This window comes from Yoonia sp. SDW83-1 (genome assembly GCF_046762885.1).
Taxonomy (GTDB): domain Bacteria; phylum Pseudomonadota; class Alphaproteobacteria; order Rhodobacterales; family Rhodobacteraceae; genus Yoonia.
This window is the reverse complement of sequence record NZ_JBKQXO010000002.1, coordinates 275,738-294,105: the sequence shown is the minus strand read 5'-3', so window position 1 is coordinate 294,105 and position 18,368 is coordinate 275,738. Positions and strand designations below refer to the sequence as shown.

The following is an 18,368-nucleotide window of genomic DNA, read 5'->3' as shown; positions in this document are numbered from 1 at the left end:
TTGATTGGATTGTCATGTCTTGGTTTAGCAAAGTGGCTTGGAAAGAAGGTCTTTTCCTGCAGCCGCAGCATTTGCAGCAAAGTGACCGTTATCTGGAAAAGCTGATCCAGAGCCGGACCGATGTGATGACACCCTATCCCTGGGGCTTGTCTGAGATGACGATAGACAGGGACATGGCGCAGCAGGGTCGTGTCGGCCTGCGCAGCATCGTCGGGATCATGCCGGATGGCACGCCGTTTGATGCACCGAATGCCGGCGCACTGCCGACCCCGGTTGAGGTGCCCGAGGATGCCAAGGGTCTTTACGTCTGGCTGACCCTGCCGGACCTTAGCCAGAACGGGCAGGATGTGGGCCTTGGGCCCGATGCCGCGACGACCCGCTATGTCCTGTCTTCCGATACGGTGGCCGATAATGCCTCCGCTTCGCGCGTTGAGCACCAGATCGAAACCGCTGTGCCGCGTCTGGAGCTGGATATACGCAAATCCACCAAACCCGGTTACCAATGCCTGCGCATTGCCCGCATCAACGAGGTGCGTGATGGGGTGATTTCACTTGATGAGACGGTGCCGCCGCCTGCGCTGGTATTGGCTGTGCACCCGGTCGTCGAAGGATATCTGAGCCGGGTCATCGGCTGGATCGAGGCGAAGCTGGGCAGTCTGGCCCGCTATGCCTCTGACCCATCATCGGGCGGGGGGATGCAGGCTACGGATTACCTGATGCTGATGACGCTTAACCGCGAAATCGGTGTGTTGCGCCATATGAGCCACGGACGCGCTGTTCACCCAGAGCGGCTCTACGAGAAGCTGGTCGGATTTGCCGGTGAGTTGGCCACTTTTGACAATGCCGAACGGATGGCGCGCGAATACAAACCCTATGACCATGGCGATCTGAAGGAGACATTCACACCCGTCGTACAGGATATCCAACGTCTGCTGAGCCGCGATGTTGGTCGTGCGGTGCGCCTGGACCTGCGTCAGGTCCGTCAGAATTCGTTCCTGGCCGAAGTCGCCGACCGCAACCTGTTCCGCGATGCGACATTCGTGATCGAGGTCGAAACCGGCAAGCCGCTGACTCAGGTGCAGCAGCAATTCCCGGAATTGTGCAAGGTCGGCCCGAACACCCGGATGTCCGAGATCGTCAAGAACAACCTGCCGGGCATCAGCCTGATGCATTTGCCTAATCCGCCCCGACAGATCAGAGTGGTATCGAGCAACGTTTATTTCCTGCTGGATAAGAAAACCCCGCTTTGGCAGGAGTTTTCGATGGCTCCGGCCATTGGGATGCATTTCGCGGGTGACTGGCCTGAGCTGAAACTGGAGCTTTGGGCGATACCGGAGAAAGCGTGATGTCTGACGACGACGACAAGACGGTATTTGGTGGCCCACTTCCCGGGCCGCGGCCCAAACCGCCAGCAGGTGACCGGACTGTCATCGGCGGTGCAGTGCCGCCTCCGTCAAATCCCAATCCGTTTGGCCGCCCCGCGCCGCAAGGTGGCGATACATGGCTTGGCGGGGCGGTTCCACAGCCGGGCGGCGATATGGGCCGCAAGAGCGCGCCCAGCGACGGTTTCTTTCCCGACATTCCCAGCGATACACCACAATCCGCCCCAATCCAGACGCCGCGCATTTCCCTGCAAGAGGCCCTGCGCGCCAAGGGATTGGGCAAGGGCGGGCCGAGCAACCCGTTGCTGGCCGCTGCCGCCAATCTGCTGATCTTGTTTGGTCGTCTGCGCACCGGCATGGTCGAAATGCAGGCCCAGCCCCTGATGGAGCATGTCACCCGCGAATTGAACGATTACGAGGGTAATGCCATCGCGGGTGGGGCCGATCCGCATGAAGCGCAGGTCGCAAAATACGCGTTGTGCGGCACCGCCGACGACATCGTGCAAAACCTGCCGGGGGCCGACCGAGGTGTCTGGATTCAGTATTCCATGGTGGCCCGCTTCTTTCAGCGCCGCGATTCCGGGGTCGGATTTTTTCAGGAGGCCGAGAAGGCCATGCAGGCCCCCGGCCAGCGCTTTGACCTGCTGGAACTGATGTTGACCTGTCTTTCGCTCGGGTTCGAAGGGCAATATCGCACTGCCCCTAATGGTGCTGTTGAGCTTTCCCGCATCCGGTCCGCGATTTACGAAACCCTGCGCCGGGTCAAACCGCGCCCGGACGAAGATATTTCGGTCCATTGGACCGGCGTGCCGCTGACGGGCCGCCGCAACTTTGGCGGGCTGCCTATGTGGATTTACGCCAGTATCGCGGCGGTATTGCTGGTCGGCACGTTTGCGACGCTGTCAACACTGATCAACCGCGATGGTTATGCGGTCGCGACCCAGCTGAATACCATGCACCCCAATGTGGGATCCATCAATCTGGTACGAAGTTTCGAGATCGAACCTTTCGTGCCGCCACCGCCGGATGAAACCCAGTTGGAACGTATTTCAACAGCGTTGTCAGATTTGATCGCAGACGGATCGGTCGAAGTTGGCATTCAGGGTGATTTTATCTTTGTTCGTGTGGGGAACGCTTTGTTATTCAACCGCGGCAGCACAGAGCTGTCACCGGCCTTTCGTGATGTCGCCCCCGACATCATCGACGTTTTGAATAGTGAAGCCGGACCAATCCGGGTTGTCGGCCACACCGACAGCGATCCCTTATCCGGTCGCGGCCGATACAAGACCAACACCGAACTGTCGGTGGCGCGGGCCGAGTCGGTGGCGACGATCCTGCGCGAAGGTCTTGTGGATCAGCCATGTGATGGCGGTACTTTCGCGATGACCGGGGCGGATGGACAAACCGTCCAGGTTCCCATCGACGAAGTCACACCCGGATGTGGCGCTGCATCTGGCCGTCTGTCGGTTGAAGGCAAAGGCGAAACGCAACCCATTGCCGGCAATGATACCAACGAAGGCAAGGCGCTGAACCGCCGTGTTGAAATCCTGCTTGCCCGGGAGGGTACGTTTTGAACATCTTTCGCATCGTGTTCCGTTTCCTGCGCTGGCGTCCCTGGATGCGCATTCCCGCCATTATTCTGGGGATCATCTGTGTCATAGTCGCGATCTGGTTCGGGCTGCCGATGATTGGCGTGCCCTTCCTGGCGACGGTCTGGCTGCGAGCGACGTTGATCGGGTTGATCGTCGGCACCATCCTTTTGTTCCAGATACTGGGCTGGCGCAAACGGCGGGCCGCCGCACGTGAGATTGAGGATGCGCTGACACCGGCAGAGCCGGAAGGCGATGGCGCGGTTCTGGCGGAGCGGATGAATGATGCGCTGGCTACGCTCAAGAAATCAGGTGGCGCGTCTTACCTCTATGATCTGCCTTGGTACGTAATCATCGGGCCGCCAGGCGCGGGCAAAACGACTGCGTTACGTAATTCGGGTATCGAATTCCCCTTGTCGAATGCAGATGACGCCGGTGTCGTGTCCGGCTTTGGCGGCACCCGCTATTGCGATTGGTGGTTTGCTGAGGATGCGATCCTGATTGATACCGCTGGCCGCTATACTACGCAGGATAGCGACAAGACGGCGGATGAAAGCAGCTGGCAGTCATTTCTGAATCTGTTGAAGAAATCCCGGCCCAATCAGCCGATCAACGGCGTGATCCTGGCGTTCTCGGTTGAGGATATGATGAATGCCACGCCTGAAGAACTGGCCAAGCATTCGGAGATCGTGCGCGCTCGTCTGGGCGAGGTGCATGAAAAGCTGCGCATCGACTTTCCCGTCTATGTGCTGTTCACCAAATGCGACCTGATTTCAGGATTCCGTGAGTACTTTAGCAGTTTCAGCCTGAACCGGCGCAAGGCCGTGTGGGGCGTGACGTTCCAGACGAAGGATCGCAAGGCGCTGACCCATGAACAGGTTCCGGCGGAGTTTGATCTGCTGGTGTCGCGCTTGTCGGACGAATTGATGGACCGGCTGACCGAAGAACCTGACGGGATCAGCCGCGTTGCGATCTTTGGTCTGCCGGGGCAGATGGCGCTCTTGCGCGACAATGTCACCGATTTCCTGCGCCGGGTGTTTGAGCCGACGCGCTACAAGACCAGTGCCATATTGCGGGGGTTCTATTTCACATCCGGCACACAAGAAGGCACGCCTATTGATCAGGTGCTGGGGGCGATGTCACGCAATGAACAGGCGCCGGGGGCCTTTGCGCCATCGTTCATGTCGGGGCAGGGGAAAAGCTTTTTCCTGCATGACCTGCTACGCCGCGTGATTTTTGAGGAACGCGACTGGGTCGGGCATGATGCGCGCGCGGTGCGGCGCGCCAAGATCCTGCGCATTCTGGGGCTTTCAACGATTGGATTGACGACAGCCGGGCTTTTGGCTGCCTTTGGTTTCAGCTTTTGGCAGAACAAGACGCTTGTCGACAATGTCGACGCGCAGGCCGCGCGCTATGCCAATGAAGCCCAGCAGGAACTGGCCCGGTCAGAGATCGAGGATTGGGATCCGCTGCCAGTCTTGCCCTATCTGGAACGGATGCGGCTGATGCCTGCAGGTTATGGTAATCAGGCCGAACCAACATTGTGGAACGGTTTTGGGCTGCGTCAGATTGGGCGTATCCAGAACTCTGCTCAGAAATCCTACGGTGACGCGCTGGAACAGATGCTGCGCCCGCGTCTGGTGCTGGATGTCGAACGGCGGCTGCCCGAACTACGCGCGGCTGGTGACCCTGCCGAAATCTTCCGTGCGCTGAAAGTCTACATGCTGCTTGCAGGGCAAGGGCCACGCCCGGATGATGATGCCATCAAGTCGTGGTTCGAGGCGGTCTGGGACGAAAACTATGGCAGCATCGGCCTCGCCGGTGAACGCGAACAATTGAGCATCCATTTGGCAAACATGCTGGAGCTTGACGATACACGCGACGTGTCCATCCCGATTGACGATGCCGCTGTCACGCTGGCACGCAGTGCTATTGTGCAAATGTCGCTTGCCGATCAGGCCTATGCCACCATTCTGGATCGCGCACGGTTTTCGTCCTTTCCGGAATTCAGCTTGGTGGAAGAGACACGACCGGAAACATCGGTCATCTTTTCGACCAATGACGGCAGCGATCTGGCAGAGTTGACGGTACCGGGGCTTTATACGTTCGATGGCTACTGGTTCTTCTTTCTCGATCAGCTGATCGACGTCAAAAACATCCTTGAGAATGATAAATGGGTTCTGGGTGAGCAGGCGAATGCCGTCAGCTTTGATGCGCAGCTTGCAGGCCTCGATCAGGCGCTGCAGCGCCGCTATGCCAACGATTTCGAGGCAGCCTGGAATGCCATGCTGGGCCGTATCCAGCTCAACAACATGGCTGGTGATCCGCCGCAATACAACGCGCTTGCAACGGCGTCCTCGCCTGCATCACCCATTCTTCGGCTAGCGAACGCCGTGAGCCGGGAAACCAAGTTGACAACATTTCTGGACGAATTGGAGAGCATTGACCCCACCGCCATCGCCAGCGGCGACGTTGGGGCGGACGTGGGCGGCCAGTTATTCCAGCGGTTCAAGCAGACCTCTGGCGGGTTACAACGCATCCTGCTTGAGGCGGCCAGTAACAGCGCGAAAAACCAGCAACAGGTCGGTGGCAGCGGCCCGCAGGGTCCCCGGCGCGAGGCGGAGCGGATCGAGGACCGGTTCGCCATGTGGCACCAACTGGTTGAGGATGGGCCCAGCGGCCGCGCCATTGATGTGATCATGACCGCGCTTTCAAATGTGCGCGATAACCGCCGGGCGGCGGCGCAAACAGGAAGCAGTGTCGAGGATCAGTTGCTGCCCGGTCTGCTGAGCGATCTGACGCGATACAACTCGAGCATTCCACCGACAGTTGCCCGTTTTCTGGAAGACGCGAAGCGGGATTTCGAAAGCGAAGCGACCGAGTCGAGCATAACCGAGATGAATAACGAGCTGTCAAATACCGTCCGCTACGAATGTCAGCAGTTCATTGAGGGTTACTTTCCTTTCAATCCAAACAGTTCCACCCACGTGTCGATACAGAATTTCGCCGGTTTCTTTGGCCCAAACGGAACGATGCAAAGATATTATGACAAATATCTGGATCGGCATGTGAACCGGACCAGCGACGGGTATGAGGTGCGCCCCGAAAGCCCGTTGGCCGGACGCCTGTCAGCGAATATGCTGCTGCAGTTTGAGCGAGCCAATGCAATCCAGCGCGCATTCTTTCCGGCCGGTGGGTCGCAGCCCGAGGTGATCATTGATGTCAATCCGCAAGAGATCGATCAGGGAACAAAGCAGATCAAAACACTTATTCTGGAAATCAACAATGCCAGAGTGGAGCTGCAGCAAGACGGCTCTGCGCAGTCGGTAAGATGGCCGGGCTCGGGCATCACGACACGGCTGGATTCAGACGCGGATTTTGGTGATGCCGCTTCACAGGTGAAGCTGTGGTCGGGTGGGCCTTGGACTATTATCAACTTTATCAGTGATGCTAGATCACGCCAGCCTTTAGGCAATGGTGTCCAGCTGACGCACACCTACTCCGGCAGGACCTTCATCTTTGATCTGACCTTTGCCGCCGGCTTTAACCCGTTCACTATGACCGATCTGACCCGTTTCACCTGCCCGCAGACCGTGGATTGATTGGTGAGCCAGTCTGCCCCTCATATGCAGGATGCACCGGCTGTTTTGGCCGGGTTCTACGGCAAGCATCCGGCGTTCGGTGACTTTGTGACAGCCGGTCTGTCACAGCCGCTGGCGGATCATCTGGAGTACTGGCTGAACAACATGCTGCCTGACCTGCGCGACGGTGTGGCTGATGCGTGGGAGGCCCATTATGACGCCGCCCCGCAAATGCGCATCTGGATTGGTCCCGGACTGACACCAGAAGGGCGCGGATTTTGTGGAACGATGACCGCCACCCGTGACAAGGTCGGACGCCGGTTCCCCCTGCTGGCAGGGGTCGAGGGGGCCGCTATTGCTGCCCCCTCCATTGATCCTGATCAGGCCTATTATGATCGCATCGACAACTTTCTCGCCACCTATGAGCGCGGTGGTGAAGATGCCCGTGGCATGGCGGCCGTGTTTGCGGCCGAAATGCTGCCGGGCGTAGACAGTGCGGAGCCATTGCCAGCCACGGATTTTTGGGCCGCCAGACAGGATGGTGATGTCACCCGGCTGTGGTCCGATGTGGCAGAGGCAGATCGCGCGCGGGCCTGCGCGATGCGCACCTATCTTTGGCGCGCCTCGTCCGAGGCGGCAGCACTTTATGTGACGGATGGATTGCCCGGTGCGGCAGTTTTTGCCTGGATGATGGGTGCGGAATATACGCCACCCGTTCGTCCGGAAGGGGGGCAGCCATGACTGTCCAGACCGATTACTTTGTCATCGAAACCGGTGCGGCGACCGATACAGGTCGTGTGCGTGACCACAACGAAGACAGCTATCTGACCAAGCCGGAATTTGGCGTCTGGGTGGTCGCCGATGGTATGGGCGGCCATGACGCCGGCGATTTCGCGAGCCAGACCATCGTGGCCGAGCTGTCATCGGTCGGCTATGGCAGTTCGACCGAGGATCTGCAGGCCAGGTTCATGGAGCGGTTGCGCCGCGCCCATGGCCGGATTCTGGAGCATGCCAATGCGCTGGGCGGTGTGACTGTCGGGGCCACGCTTGTCGGTTTGCTGACCTATGACAATGAATATGTCTGTGTCTGGTCGGGTGACAGCCGCATCTATCTGATGCGCGATGGTGTTCTGACCCAGCAGACAAAGGATCATACAGAAGTGCGCGAATTGCTGGAGGCCGGGCTGATCTCTGCCGAGGAAGCGGAACACTGGCCGCGCAAGAACGTGATCACCCGCGCTATCGGGGTCAGTGAGGAACCGAATTGCGACGCCACTTTTGGCGATTTGCAGGATGGCGATATGTTCCTGCTCTGCTCTGACGGGCTGACGGAACATAATAGCGACGACGATTTGGCGCGGGCTTTGGCCTCAGGCATGGCTTCGCAGGCGATTTGCAACGGGTTGATCACGCAGACATTGGATCGGGGTGCCAAGGACAATGTCACCGCCGTGGTCCTGCGTTTCAGCGCGGCAGAGCTTGTCGCCCCGGCGGTTGATTACTAGGGGGGTTGCATGGCAGACGAACCGACCAATCCCCCAAATGACGACGAGCGGACGCAGATCGCGCAACCGCGGCCCGTGGCGGATGACAAGACCGAGACTGCGCCAGTTGATGATCGGACGGAAATAGCGACCGGTCCCCCGGTCCTGCCCGACCCGACAGCGCCGCCAGCAGCTTCAGTCCCGCCCGCGGCCCCGATGCCGAAACCATCGACTCCGGTACCCGAGGCGCAGCAGGTTCCGGTGCCCATCGGGACGCTGATCAACAACAATTATGAGATCAAACAACTGATCAACGCCGGTGGCATGGGCGAGGTGTTCCGGGGCGAAAACGTGTTCACCGGCGATGCTGTGGCGATCAAGATTGTCCTGCAATCGCTCGCCCATGACGAAAAGGTCGCGGCCCTGTTCATGCGCGAGGCCAAAGTACTGTGCCAGCTGTCCGATCAGGCGATCGTGCGCTACTACAACTTTGTCCGCGATGCCGATCTGGACCGTTTCTGCCTGATCATGGAGTTCATTGAGGGCATCGCGCTGTCGGATCATATCCGCGATGTCGCCCCCCTGACGCTGCAACAGGCGGTGGGGCTGATGCGCCGCGTAGCCGCAGGCCTAGACCGGGCGCACCAGATGGAGGTGATCCATCGCGATCTGTCCCCTGACAATGTCATGCTGCGCGACGGATCAGTTGAAGATGCCGTGCTGATCGATTTCGGCATCGCCAAATCGACCGAAATGGCGGAAAGCACGCTGCACGGCCAGCTTGCGGGCAAATTCAAATACATCTCGCCCGAACAACTCGGCCATTTCGGGGGCGAGATTGGCCCGCGCACGGACATCTATGGCCTTGGTCTCATGATGGCTGCGGCGCTGCGGGGCAAGGCGCTGGAGATGGGGAACTCCATTGTCGAGGCGGTGAATGCCCGGCGTGAAATTCCGGATCTCAGCGATATCGACCCCGCCTTGCGTCCGCTTTTGGCCCATATGCTGGAACCTGACCCGGCGCACCGGCCCGCGCGGATGTCGGATGTGATTGCGCTGCTGGATAATCCCGCAGCGATCCCGGCGAAATACGGCAAGCCCCAGCCGGTCGCGACCAGTGATGCGTCTCCCGCTCCGGCACCTGTTGCCGTGCCAGGTCTGCGGCAGCCGCCGGGCCTATCTCAGACGACAGGCGGTTTCGGGGGGATCGCGGCCGATACGGAGTCATCCAGCCCGTTTGGGCACAGCACAGGCCTTGAAGTCACACCGCAGACGGAACCGGAACCTGAAAACAATAGCGCCATTCTGCGCTGGCTTCTGGTCTTGTTGGTCTTTGCCGGGATTGGCGGGTTTCTTGCCTGGCAGCAAGGATTGTTTGGATCACCGGATGATATAGTGACGATACCCGAACCGGACGGTATTGATCCTGTAACGGCTGGTCTGGGTCCTGACACGCGCGAAGGGTTTCTGGCCGCCTGGTCAGACGATCCTTGCGTCTTTGCAACCCGGCTGACCGCCGGATCGAATAGCGGAACAATTGCCGCGTTCTCATCGACGGCTGGGGCGTTTGAAGGTCTGGCAGATCCCTATGATCGGATTTTCGGGGCGCGGCCCACAATTTCAGAGCATCTGGTCAGTCAGGCCCAATGCCCCGCGCTTGAGCTTGCAAACGTGATGCGCACGGTGGAAACCGCTCCTCCTGCGCTGGTGTTGGATTCCGGCGTGATGCGTAGTGGCGGCTCAATCGTAGGCAAGGTCAGCAACCGTAGCGGGCGGCCTGTTTGGTTGGCCTGGGTGTCAACCGAAGGTGGCGTCCACAATCTGACGGACCGGCTGGAGGAACAGGCCGATGGCAGTGCCACTTTCAGTTTTGGCCTGAATGCAGAGGAAGGCGATGTGGAAACCCCGCAGCTGGTGATCGCGCTGGTATCAGACAGTCCACTGATCGCGGCCGCGGCCGCAGGGCCAGCGATGAGTGCTGCTGCCCTGCTGCCGTTGATCGAAACCGAATTGAAAGGGCGCGGCGATACCAACGCCGGTATTGCGCTTGCTGGTTTTGACCTGAGACCCTAGCGCACATCGAAGGACAGCAGGACCATTGGGGTGTCCGGCCCCAGTTCTTCGCGCAGAGCTGCGAAATAGACATCGGCGCTTTGCCCGTTTTGTTCGTTCAACGTCGCTGGGCGTGTGGTTGTGGCCAATGCAACCAGCGTCTGGCTGGTGTCACGTGGATTTCCATCACGGGTGAGGATCACGTCAAATCGCGCTTCTCCACTGGTAAAAGTCAGCTCATCGCCAAGGTCTTGCACGACGCCATTGTCATCTACCAGCAGCAGCGAAACATAACGCCCCGCCGCATTTCCGATCGTGCCGGACAATTCTGTGCCGCTTTCGATTGAAGTCTCATCAAGACTGATCGACAGTCTGAATGTGGGGTAGTTCCGGTTTTCCCGTGCGAAATTGAGCGCTGCGCATTGGCGATTGTCGATCAATACCCGCCGCTGCGTCGGTTGTGGGGTCAGATCGGCGAGCACTGCATCGGCCAGAGCCTGCATGCCATTTTCATTAGACCCCATCAGCACCAGTTCCGGGATGTCATTGCTGCCTTGCTGGGGAATGGCGAGCAGACATGTATCGGCAAGCCGCGCCCGGATGCGCGTGATTAATTCGTTGACAACGCCGCTGGCTGTGTCGCCCTGCGGTGTTGGTGCCTGTTGCGTTGCAGGTGTGGGGACGGTCGAAATCGTCTGGCGTGGCTGCAGCGTGTTTGTGTTGCCTGTATCAGGGCGCGTCGCAGGGACAGCCGCAATCACCGTGCCGGATTGAGGCGTCAGCACCGTGGTTGCCCGGGGGGCGACTGGGACCGCTGATCCGTCTTCGGGCCGCAGCTGGTTTTCAGGCTGTAAGGCCGTCATCGTCTGCGTGTCTACCGGTGCCAGTGTTTCGGGTACCATATTGGCGATATCCGCCGGGTCCGGGTCCGGGTCAGGCTCTGTCGGCTGTTCAACGGGTTCGTCGGGCGCCGGATCGGATTCGTCGGGCGGTGTTTCGGGTGTGTCTGGCTCGGTCGGTGTTTCGCTGAGCGGGTCGTTTGTCAGCGGTTGTTCCGGCGCTGGTGCCAGTTCGCCCTCAAGGATAATGCTGGTGATGATAATCTCTGGCTCGGGCTCTTCACGAGGATCGAACACGCTGAACCCGTCCAGCAGATCAAACACGAGGATTGCTGCCCCCAGATGCACAACCGCTGATGCGCCAAATGCTTCGGCCCAGTGTAATGTCCGCCTTGTCTTGTTTGCAAAGATCATGGACGAGCCGTTCTGCGCAGGGTGACCAGTTTGATCTCGACATCTTCCAGCTCCGGCCGGTTAAGAATATCCAGCAGGCTGGTTGCCGGGGCCTCGCGCCCGATCAGCACATGCAGGGTAAAGGGCGCTTCGAGTTCGGCGATCGCGGCCCCCAGAATATCCGGATTGACGTCGCTGTCATTCAGTTCCCAATTGCCGTTGTCACGCACGATCAGGATTGGCGCAGGCAGCTGATCCAGTGGCAATTCAGTCGTTTCTGATATCTCGACCCCCTGGGTCGGGGGGTTGAGCAATTGCCCGGTTGCCAGAAAGAAAAAGATCAGCAGCAACACGATATTCACAATGGCCAGCGACACGTCCATGCCCCGGCTTGCGTGGCGTTTGGGCAAGGCGCGGATCATGGCTGCCCTCCGGTTTCTGCGATCTGTACGGATGTCACACCGGCACTGGTCAGTGCCTCCAGCACCGAGGTCAGGTCCTGCACCTGTGCAGAGCTTTCCATGATCAGGATCACCTCTGCCTGATCGTTCTGACCCAGGGCGGCGGCCAAGGCGGGCAGCTGATCAAGCGGAAAGCGCGTGCCGTTTGCGGTGACTTCGCCTTGGCTGATTGTCCAGAACTGGGCGTTTTCGCCCGGCAGTGCCGGTTCATCTGCGGGTTCTGCAGATGGATCGCTGGCTACTGTCCCGGCCTCCGGGCCGCTACGGATTGTCAGTAAGGAATAAGGCGTCAGGCTGGATGTCAGCATGAAAAAGATCAAAAGCTGAAACATCGCATCGGCCAGCGGGGTCAGGGCAAAGCGATAACGCGATGCCGATCGCGGTTGCATCACCGGATGCTCGCGCGATGTATATGCCCTCGCGACCTCGGACATCAGGGGGTTTTGGCGTCCACGCGGCCATTGATTGCCGCTGATATCAGGGCCTCAATGGATTGACGTTCGGTTTCGATCCGCCCTTCGAGCCAGGTGGCCACGAAGAAGGTGACCAACGCAATGGCCAGCCCGGCGGCGGTTGTTGTTAGCGCGGTCCAGATGCCGCCGGCAAGCAGGGCAGGATCAACCGCACCTTCAGCGGTGGACAGGGTGCTAAACGCATCAATCATCCCGATCACCGTCCCCAGAAGGCCCAACATCGGCGCGGCCTGCACAACCGTTTCCAGCAGGCGCATCCGGCTGGTCATGGCGGAAAGTTCGACAATCGCCGTTTGGCGCCCCAGTTCTTCTGCAAAGCTCTGGTCATCGGGGCGGGCGCGCAGGCCGGTGAATACCGCTTGCAAAACACGGGCGAGGACCGATTTGCGGCCGGATGCCAGTTGCATCGCCTTGTCCGACCGGCCGCCAAGCCAATCGTTCAAGATCGCCTCAGCACTGCTGTTCTGACCGACGCCCAGACGGGCGAACTGGAAAGTTTTGAAAAAGCCGACGGTGACGGCCATGACCGACATGATGGCAAGGGCCGCGAAGACAGCGATGGTCGGCGCGTTCAGGGCGGAAAGATCCGGGGCGTTCATGAAAGTTACCTTGTTAAACGGACATCAGGACGCGGCGGTTCAGATGCCAAACTGGATGGCCCCGCGCGAGGCCGTTTCTAGGCCGGTCATGCAGAAATCGCCAGTTGTTCCGTCAGCAAGGCTGCATTCCGCGACTTCGTTGACGGTAATGCGCGAAATATCAGCACAGCCACGCCCGGCAAGATCGAATTGCACCACCTTGGTCTTCCCTTCGATCAGGGAGCCGAACTCAAGGACCAGCAGGTCAGTCACAATCCCCTGCGCGTCGAAAACCGCTACCTGATAAGATACCGAGTTCAATGCCTGGCCGGTCCGGTTGGCGGCGACATAAGTCAGCCGACAACCACCCTGTTCGGTGTCGGCCACCGTATTCAGGTCAAGCGAAAAACTGGGCGCGGCGTCCTGTGCGATGGCGGGCGCCACGGTCAGAATAGCCGCGGTCAGGTAGGAAATGGCGTTCTTGAAAGTCATCTGGTCCCTCAACTCGGATCATTGGGTGTGAATATACATGCATATTCACGCAGAAAGCGATGCGAGGGATTGGGCCGTATCAGCCCAACGCTGTCAATACGCCTTTAGCGAAAGACGCCGATTGACCAGGTGTTTTGGATGCGACGTGGCTGTACGCGTACGGACTGAACATCGGCCAGGACAGGTGCAGGTGTCGTGCCCAGCTCCGTCACCGTCGTCGATAGCGGAGGCAGTGTCAGCGTCGAATCCTCGGAAATCTCGAGCGGAAGGTCATCAACCTGCGCCGCGCCAAAGCTGCCGAATGTAAAGGATCCCGAAGGTGCCGTATCAAAGCCTTGCGCAAATGCTGCAGCGGGAATCGCACTGGTCACGCAGGCAAATACCACACCCGCAATTTTCGCGTTCCAAGGATGTGCCATGGCTGACAATCCTCCTTTTCCTTAGGCCCCTGCCACCAGTCTATAACAGAAAGACTTGGGAAGAGCAGTAAATTTCGATAACGGGGTTATCAGATTATGATCCTACGTGAAACAATTGGCGGTAATAAGGCAAAGTGAAGGCGACATATTTATCATCTGCCCGGTGTTGTTTCTTTGCAGGATTCGTCGCGCTGCTCATCTGGCCACGTCCGGTGTCAGCCGCATTTGCCGTTTGTAATCAGTCGTTTGACGTCGTGAATGTTGCTGTGGGCCAGTACGAAGACACTGATTTTGTCACCCGGGGCTGGTGGACGGTCGGCCCCAATCAATGTGCCAATGTTGTCCGCGAGGCGCTGCAGGCCCGCTATATCTATGTCTTTGCGCAGGATGTTTTTGGCAACGAAATCCTGCAGGGGACCAAATCCATGTGCATCGCGCCCAAGCGGTTCGTCATTCGCGGCGAACGCGATTGTCTGGTGCGCGGCTATCTTGATGCGGACTATCTTGAGGTCGACACCCAGGAAACCGAACGCTGGACCCTCTTTCTGGCCCCTCCGCCATAGCCTGATGTGATCGGATCGGTTAGTATCAAGGACAGAGTTTACACTGATTTCAGACAGATGATGCCAACAGCACGTGACATAGCATTGAAGCTTGGGGTTGTTTTGGGCCTGGCCATGCCGGGCACCGGTGCGATGGCCGAGCAGGCGTTGATCATCGTTAACCACGCCTATCAAGGCGCAGAGGCACGCCGCAACGTCCGCACCCGGGCTGAGGACGTGTCGGAAACGCTGTTCGGGCTGGGCTATGCCGTCAATCGGCTAGAAAACCCTGATGCAACCGATATCAGAACGGCGCTTGATCGGCTGCAGGCACAGGACGGGCCTGTCGTGATCTATTTCGCGGGACGGTCGATTGTCGAAAATGGCCAGACCCGCCTGATGACGATCAACGGCCGGGATGCTGTTGAACTGGATGATGCATTGGCGCGCGCAGGGGCTGGGAGCCGCGATGCCACCCTGGTGTTTCTGGACGTCTGTCTGGATCCTGTCGTGCCGGAAACCCCGGTTGAGCCTTCGGCGATGCCAGCGGACGGGGAAGAAACGTCTACAACCGACGACGCCACGGCAACATATGCTGGCATCGGACCGGTGCCTGCCACTGATGGGCTGTTCGTGGCCTCATCCATGCCGGTGGGCGTGGCGTGTACTAATCTGGATCAATCCTTGACCGAGGTGATGCTGGAACGGCTTTTGATCCCCGGCCTTGATCTGGCGACTTCGTTCGAGGGCACCAATGTGGCCACCATGTCGACGCTGTCGGCGCCGTTTATATTCCGCAATGTGGAATCGGGAATTCGCCTGACAGCAGATGATTATCGCATGCTCGACAGCCTCAGCCCGCAGGCGCAGGCCCGGATGCTTGCCAGTTGGGAAGCGGCGGGGATTGCCGTTGACCGAGACGGGAGCGGTCAGCAGGCAACCATACCGCAGATCGTGACGACCGAGACTGTGGTGCTGACATCCCCGGTCAGACCGGTCGCAACCGGCGGGGCAACCCTCGCCCCGGTGACAAACGCAGTATCGCGGGTCCAGCAAAGCGCCTCGCTTGCACCGCGAAACCCGACGCCAGTGCAGGTTTCAACCAACACCACCCGTGCCGTTCCCGGTGCCGGTGGCCTGCCGCGTCCGTCAATCATCGTCGGGCTGATCGAACCGACCGAGGTTGCCTTTTCCACAGTGACAGAACCCACAGGGCCGGTGTCCGGATCTACCATAGAATATACGGATATCGCCGGGCGTCGGGCCTTGCGTGATGACAATCCTGAACTGTTTGCCACACTGGTTGACGGTGGTGCCTTTGATCCGCCCTCGGCAGAGCTTGTCGTGGCCCTGCAGACAGAGCTGCAACGGATGAACTGCTACAATTCAGGGATCGATGGCGCATGGGGGCCAGGCTCCCGCGCGGCTGTTGGACGTTATTATGAGCAACTAGAGGCGGCCTCACCATCGCAGGACGCTGATGTGTCGATCTTTCGCCAGATCATGATGCGGGATGATGTAAGCTGTCCGGCGCAGCCCGTTGCCCAAACGAACAGGACACCGACAACCCGGACAACGCAGCCGCGTACGCAGCAACGGACCCAGCCTGCGCAAACGCAACAACAGCCGACGCAGCAGCAACAACCGTCGCGCACGATCAACCGCAGCACCGGCACCGGCATCTTCCGGTAGGGCTGTTTACGGATGCAGGTTGATCCGCAGTTCCGCCAATCCCGAGCCGCCGCCAAACGGCGCAAGACCCAGCGGCAGGTCAGACTGGCCGCCATCGTCGTGGGCGGATTTTGCGGTGTTGCAGTTATTACCGCTGTCGTCGTCTGGCTTTTCAGCGGGCCTGCCATTGATTCGGACCTATCCATCGCTGAAGCAAGCGACAGTGATGATCAGCAGATTTCGCAGGTTGAAGATGTGACAGCCGGTCAGGGTGTCCGGCTCGCGACACCCTTTGTCGATATTGCCGGCGATCCAATGATCTTGCGCTTTGAAACCAGCGATGCGGTGGCCCGGCGCCAGGTCGCCGGGCCGCCCGCATTGGATCCGGCGCGGTTCGGCCAGCCCCGCCCGGGACGTTTTGCCCTAATTACCGAGGATCTGGTCGTGCGCGAAAGCCGGTTGATGACCGCGCTGCCGTCAAGCCGAGAAGATTTCGCCTTTTTTCAGGCTCAGCGCAGCAGATCGTTGGAAAGCCAGCCGAACCTCGCTGAGCTAATCCCGAGAGTACCGGAAGAAAGCGCCGAAGAAACGGTCATCGTCACGGATGACGATAACAGTTGGGGCGACGCGGTCGGGGGGGCTGACGATGCGATGCCGACGACCTATGTGACGACGCGGGTCCAGAACACAACATCCATCGCCTTTGTACGTCCAGAGGCCGAGCGCGAGCGGGTCTCTCGCGATCTGGTCGTGCGGTTGGAGTACCCCCGGTCGTTGGAGAATCTGCTGACGGCAAATGGATTTGACGAAGGTATTGCCGCCAAGGTGGCACGCGATGCCATGGCAACATTCCCCGCACTTGCGGGCATCACGACCGAGGATGGGCTGGCCGCGGGTAGTATCGTGGCGGTGCGTCATCGCCGGATTGATAGTCAGCAAACCCCTGTTCACGTAGCCATCTTTGGCCCGGATGGGTATATCGGCGCGCTCTCCCGTTATGGGCTGGTCGGCTATATCGAAGCCAGCAACCCCTGGATCAAGGATGACCTACCGGCCCTGGCCTCCCCCAATCGGGACAGCTTTGACGATGCGGTGCAGGACTATCGCCTGCTTGATGCCGTCTATAGCGCTGTGATCCGCAGTGAGGTCCCGACCGCGCTGGTGGGAGAGCTGATCGTGATGCTGTCCCAAGCCTACGATCTGGAGGCTGTCGCGGCCCCCGGTGATATGGTGACCTTGCTATATGCCCCCGGTTTGGGCGATGGATCGGCGCAGATTGCCTATGCGGCCATCAACGGGCCATCTGGCGATATGCCCTGTTACGTGGCGCGAAAATCCGGTGGGGCCGATCTTGACGAATATGCCTGTTACACCCCGCGCGGGCTGCGTGGCGGTGGCGCTGACTTTGTGACCCCTGTCAAAGGCGGCACTTTGTCATCGCCTTTCGGGCCCCGCTTCCACCCGATCCTGAAAGAGGTGCGGTTGCATGGCGGGGTGGATTGGGCCGCACCAACCGGAACGCCGATTGTCGCGGCGCGTGATGGCAAATTCGCGTTTGTGGGTAATGGTGGCGGCTATGGGAATGTCATCTATATCGACCACGCCGAGGGGCTGCAGTCGCGCTACGCCCATATGGATCGGTTCGACACGGCAGCCGTCGAGGGCAGGCCAGTGCGCGCGGGCGACGTGATTGGATATGTGGGTACGACAGGTCGGTCTACCGGGCCGCACTTGCATTTCGAATTCCGATTGAACGGAGCGCCTGTTGATCCGTTTTCGCTTGGGGGTGGGGGCGGCACGCTAGTGGCGTCAGATGCTGTTGAGGCGCTGACCGAGCAGATCATTCGCGTGGAAAGCGCGGGCAACGCCAATGCCAAAAATCCGCTGTCGACGGCGACGGGTCTGGGGCAGTTTATAGAAAGCACGTGGTTAAGGATGATGCGAGATTATCGCCCTGACCTGACGCGTACCATGTCACGCGCTGATCTGCTGGATCTGCGCAAGGACCCGACATTGTCGCGCGAGATGGTTCAGAACCTGGCCCGTGAAAACGAAACCTTTCTGCGTGCGCGAGGGCATCGTATCGATGCGGGGCGACTATATCTGTCACATTTTCTGGGACCGGGCGGGGCGCATAAGGTGCTGTCATCGCGGGATGATCAGACCATTCTTGAGGTAATGGGCGCGGGCGTTGTCCGGGCCAATCCATTCCTTGCCAATTACACCGTCGCGGATCTGGAAAACTGGGCGCAGCGCAAGATGCGCGGCGTCTCTGGCGGCCCCCGGCGGCAGCCGGTGCCGCCGGAGGTTCTTGCCTATATTACGGAAATCGACGCGCTGCTGGCGCAGGAGAGTTGAGCCGTTCAGGGAGAAAACGGGCGGTCGGCAACGCGTCGGACTTGCGTCGGCAAA

At 59.5% G+C, this 18,368-nt stretch carries 15 protein-coding genes; 9 read left to right on the top strand and 6 right to left on the bottom strand.

Going from position 1 to position 18,368, the window contains the following annotated elements:
* The first annotated feature begins 32 nt into the window (after positions 1–32).
* From tssK to ACFWW4_RS03760, 6 genes are read left to right on the top strand one after another with little or no spacing between them, the layout of a single operon-like run.
* Positions 33–1,346 carry a type VI secretion system baseplate subunit TssK gene (gene tssK / locus ACFWW4_RS03785; RefSeq protein WP_411889642.1) on the top strand — a complete coding sequence of 438 codons (1,314 nt, stop codon included), beginning with the start codon at positions 33–35 and terminating at the stop codon, positions 1,344–1,346.
* Positions 1,346–2,956, top strand: a complete 1,611-nt coding sequence (gene icmH / locus ACFWW4_RS03780; protein ID WP_411889641.1) for a type IVB secretion system protein IcmH/DotU — start codon at positions 1,346–1,348, stop codon at positions 2,954–2,956. Before tssK ends, icmH begins: the two co-directional genes overlap by 1 nt.
* The gene (gene tssM, locus ACFWW4_RS03775; RefSeq protein ID WP_411889640.1) at positions 2,953–6,573 is read left to right on the top strand and encodes a type VI secretion system membrane subunit TssM; all 3,621 of its coding nucleotides are present in this window, start codon (positions 2,953–2,955) and stop codon (positions 6,571–6,573) included. The genes icmH and tssM overlap by 4 nt, the downstream gene beginning before the upstream one ends.
* 3 nt (positions 6,574–6,576) lie before the next feature.
* On the top strand, positions 6,577–7,293 hold the full coding sequence (gene tagF, locus ACFWW4_RS03770) for a type VI secretion system-associated protein TagF (RefSeq protein ID WP_411889639.1): 717 nt from the start codon (positions 6,577–6,579) through the stop codon (positions 7,291–7,293).
* Positions 7,290–8,057: a PP2C family protein-serine/threonine phosphatase gene (locus ACFWW4_RS03765; RefSeq protein ID WP_411889638.1), complete on the top strand. Its 768-nt coding sequence runs from the start codon at positions 7,290–7,292 to the stop codon at positions 8,055–8,057. The genes tagF and ACFWW4_RS03765 overlap by 4 nt, the downstream gene beginning before the upstream one ends.
* A 9-nt stretch (positions 8,058–8,066) precedes the next feature.
* Complete coding sequence (locus tag ACFWW4_RS03760) at positions 8,067–10,109, top strand: serine/threonine-protein kinase (RefSeq protein WP_411889637.1); 2,043 nt, start codon at positions 8,067–8,069, stop codon at positions 10,107–10,109.
* On the opposite strand, the gene ACFWW4_RS03755 is transcribed toward ACFWW4_RS03760, so the two are convergent.
* From ACFWW4_RS03755 to ACFWW4_RS03730, 6 genes are all read right to left on the bottom strand, one after another.
* On the bottom strand, positions 10,106–11,341 hold the full coding sequence (locus tag ACFWW4_RS03755; RefSeq protein WP_411889636.1) for a hypothetical protein: 1,236 nt from the start codon (positions 11,339–11,341) through the stop codon (positions 10,106–10,108). The genes ACFWW4_RS03760 and ACFWW4_RS03755 overlap by 4 nt on opposite strands.
* A complete protein-coding gene (locus tag ACFWW4_RS03750; RefSeq protein ID WP_411889635.1) occupies positions 11,338–11,742 on the bottom strand; it encodes an ExbD/TolR family protein in 405 nt (134 codons plus the stop codon). The genes ACFWW4_RS03755 and ACFWW4_RS03750 overlap by 4 nt, the downstream gene beginning before the upstream one ends.
* Positions 11,739–12,170: an ExbD/TolR family protein gene (locus ACFWW4_RS03745; protein ID WP_411889634.1), complete on the bottom strand. Its 432-nt coding sequence runs from the start codon at positions 12,168–12,170 to the stop codon at positions 11,739–11,741. The genes ACFWW4_RS03750 and ACFWW4_RS03745 overlap by 4 nt, the downstream gene beginning before the upstream one ends.
* Before the next feature lie 44 nt (positions 12,171–12,214).
* Entirely contained in the window at positions 12,215–12,853 is a 639-nt protein-coding gene (locus ACFWW4_RS03740; RefSeq protein WP_393933585.1) for a MotA/TolQ/ExbB proton channel family protein, read from the bottom strand.
* 39 nt (positions 12,854–12,892) lie between these two features.
* Positions 12,893–13,324, bottom strand: a complete 432-nt coding sequence (locus tag ACFWW4_RS03735; RefSeq protein ID WP_411889633.1) for a hypothetical protein — start codon at positions 13,322–13,324, stop codon at positions 12,893–12,895.
* Positions 13,325–13,428: 104 nt separating this feature from the next.
* Positions 13,429–13,743 carry a hypothetical protein gene (locus ACFWW4_RS03730; protein ID WP_411889632.1) on the bottom strand — a complete coding sequence of 105 codons (315 nt, stop codon included), beginning with the start codon at positions 13,741–13,743 and terminating at the stop codon, positions 13,429–13,431.
* A gap of 212 nt (positions 13,744–13,955) precedes the next feature.
* On the opposite strand from ACFWW4_RS03730, the gene ACFWW4_RS03725 reads away from it, so the two are divergent.
* Genes ACFWW4_RS03725 through ACFWW4_RS03715 form a run of 3 tightly spaced genes read left to right on the top strand, consistent with a single transcriptional unit; the run spans position 13,956 to position 18,314 of the window.
* Positions 13,956–14,306: a DUF1036 domain-containing protein gene (locus ACFWW4_RS03725; protein ID WP_411889631.1), complete on the top strand. Its 351-nt coding sequence runs from the start codon at positions 13,956–13,958 to the stop codon at positions 14,304–14,306.
* Positions 14,307–14,366: 60 nt separating this feature from the next.
* On the top strand, positions 14,367–15,977 hold the full coding sequence (locus tag ACFWW4_RS03720) for a caspase family protein (protein ID WP_411889630.1): 1,611 nt from the start codon (positions 14,367–14,369) through the stop codon (positions 15,975–15,977).
* 12 nt (positions 15,978–15,989) lie between these two features.
* A complete protein-coding gene (locus ACFWW4_RS03715; RefSeq protein WP_411889629.1) occupies positions 15,990–18,314 on the top strand; it encodes a peptidoglycan DD-metalloendopeptidase family protein in 2,325 nt (774 codons plus the stop codon).
* The last annotated feature ends 54 nt before the right edge of the window (positions 18,315–18,368 follow it).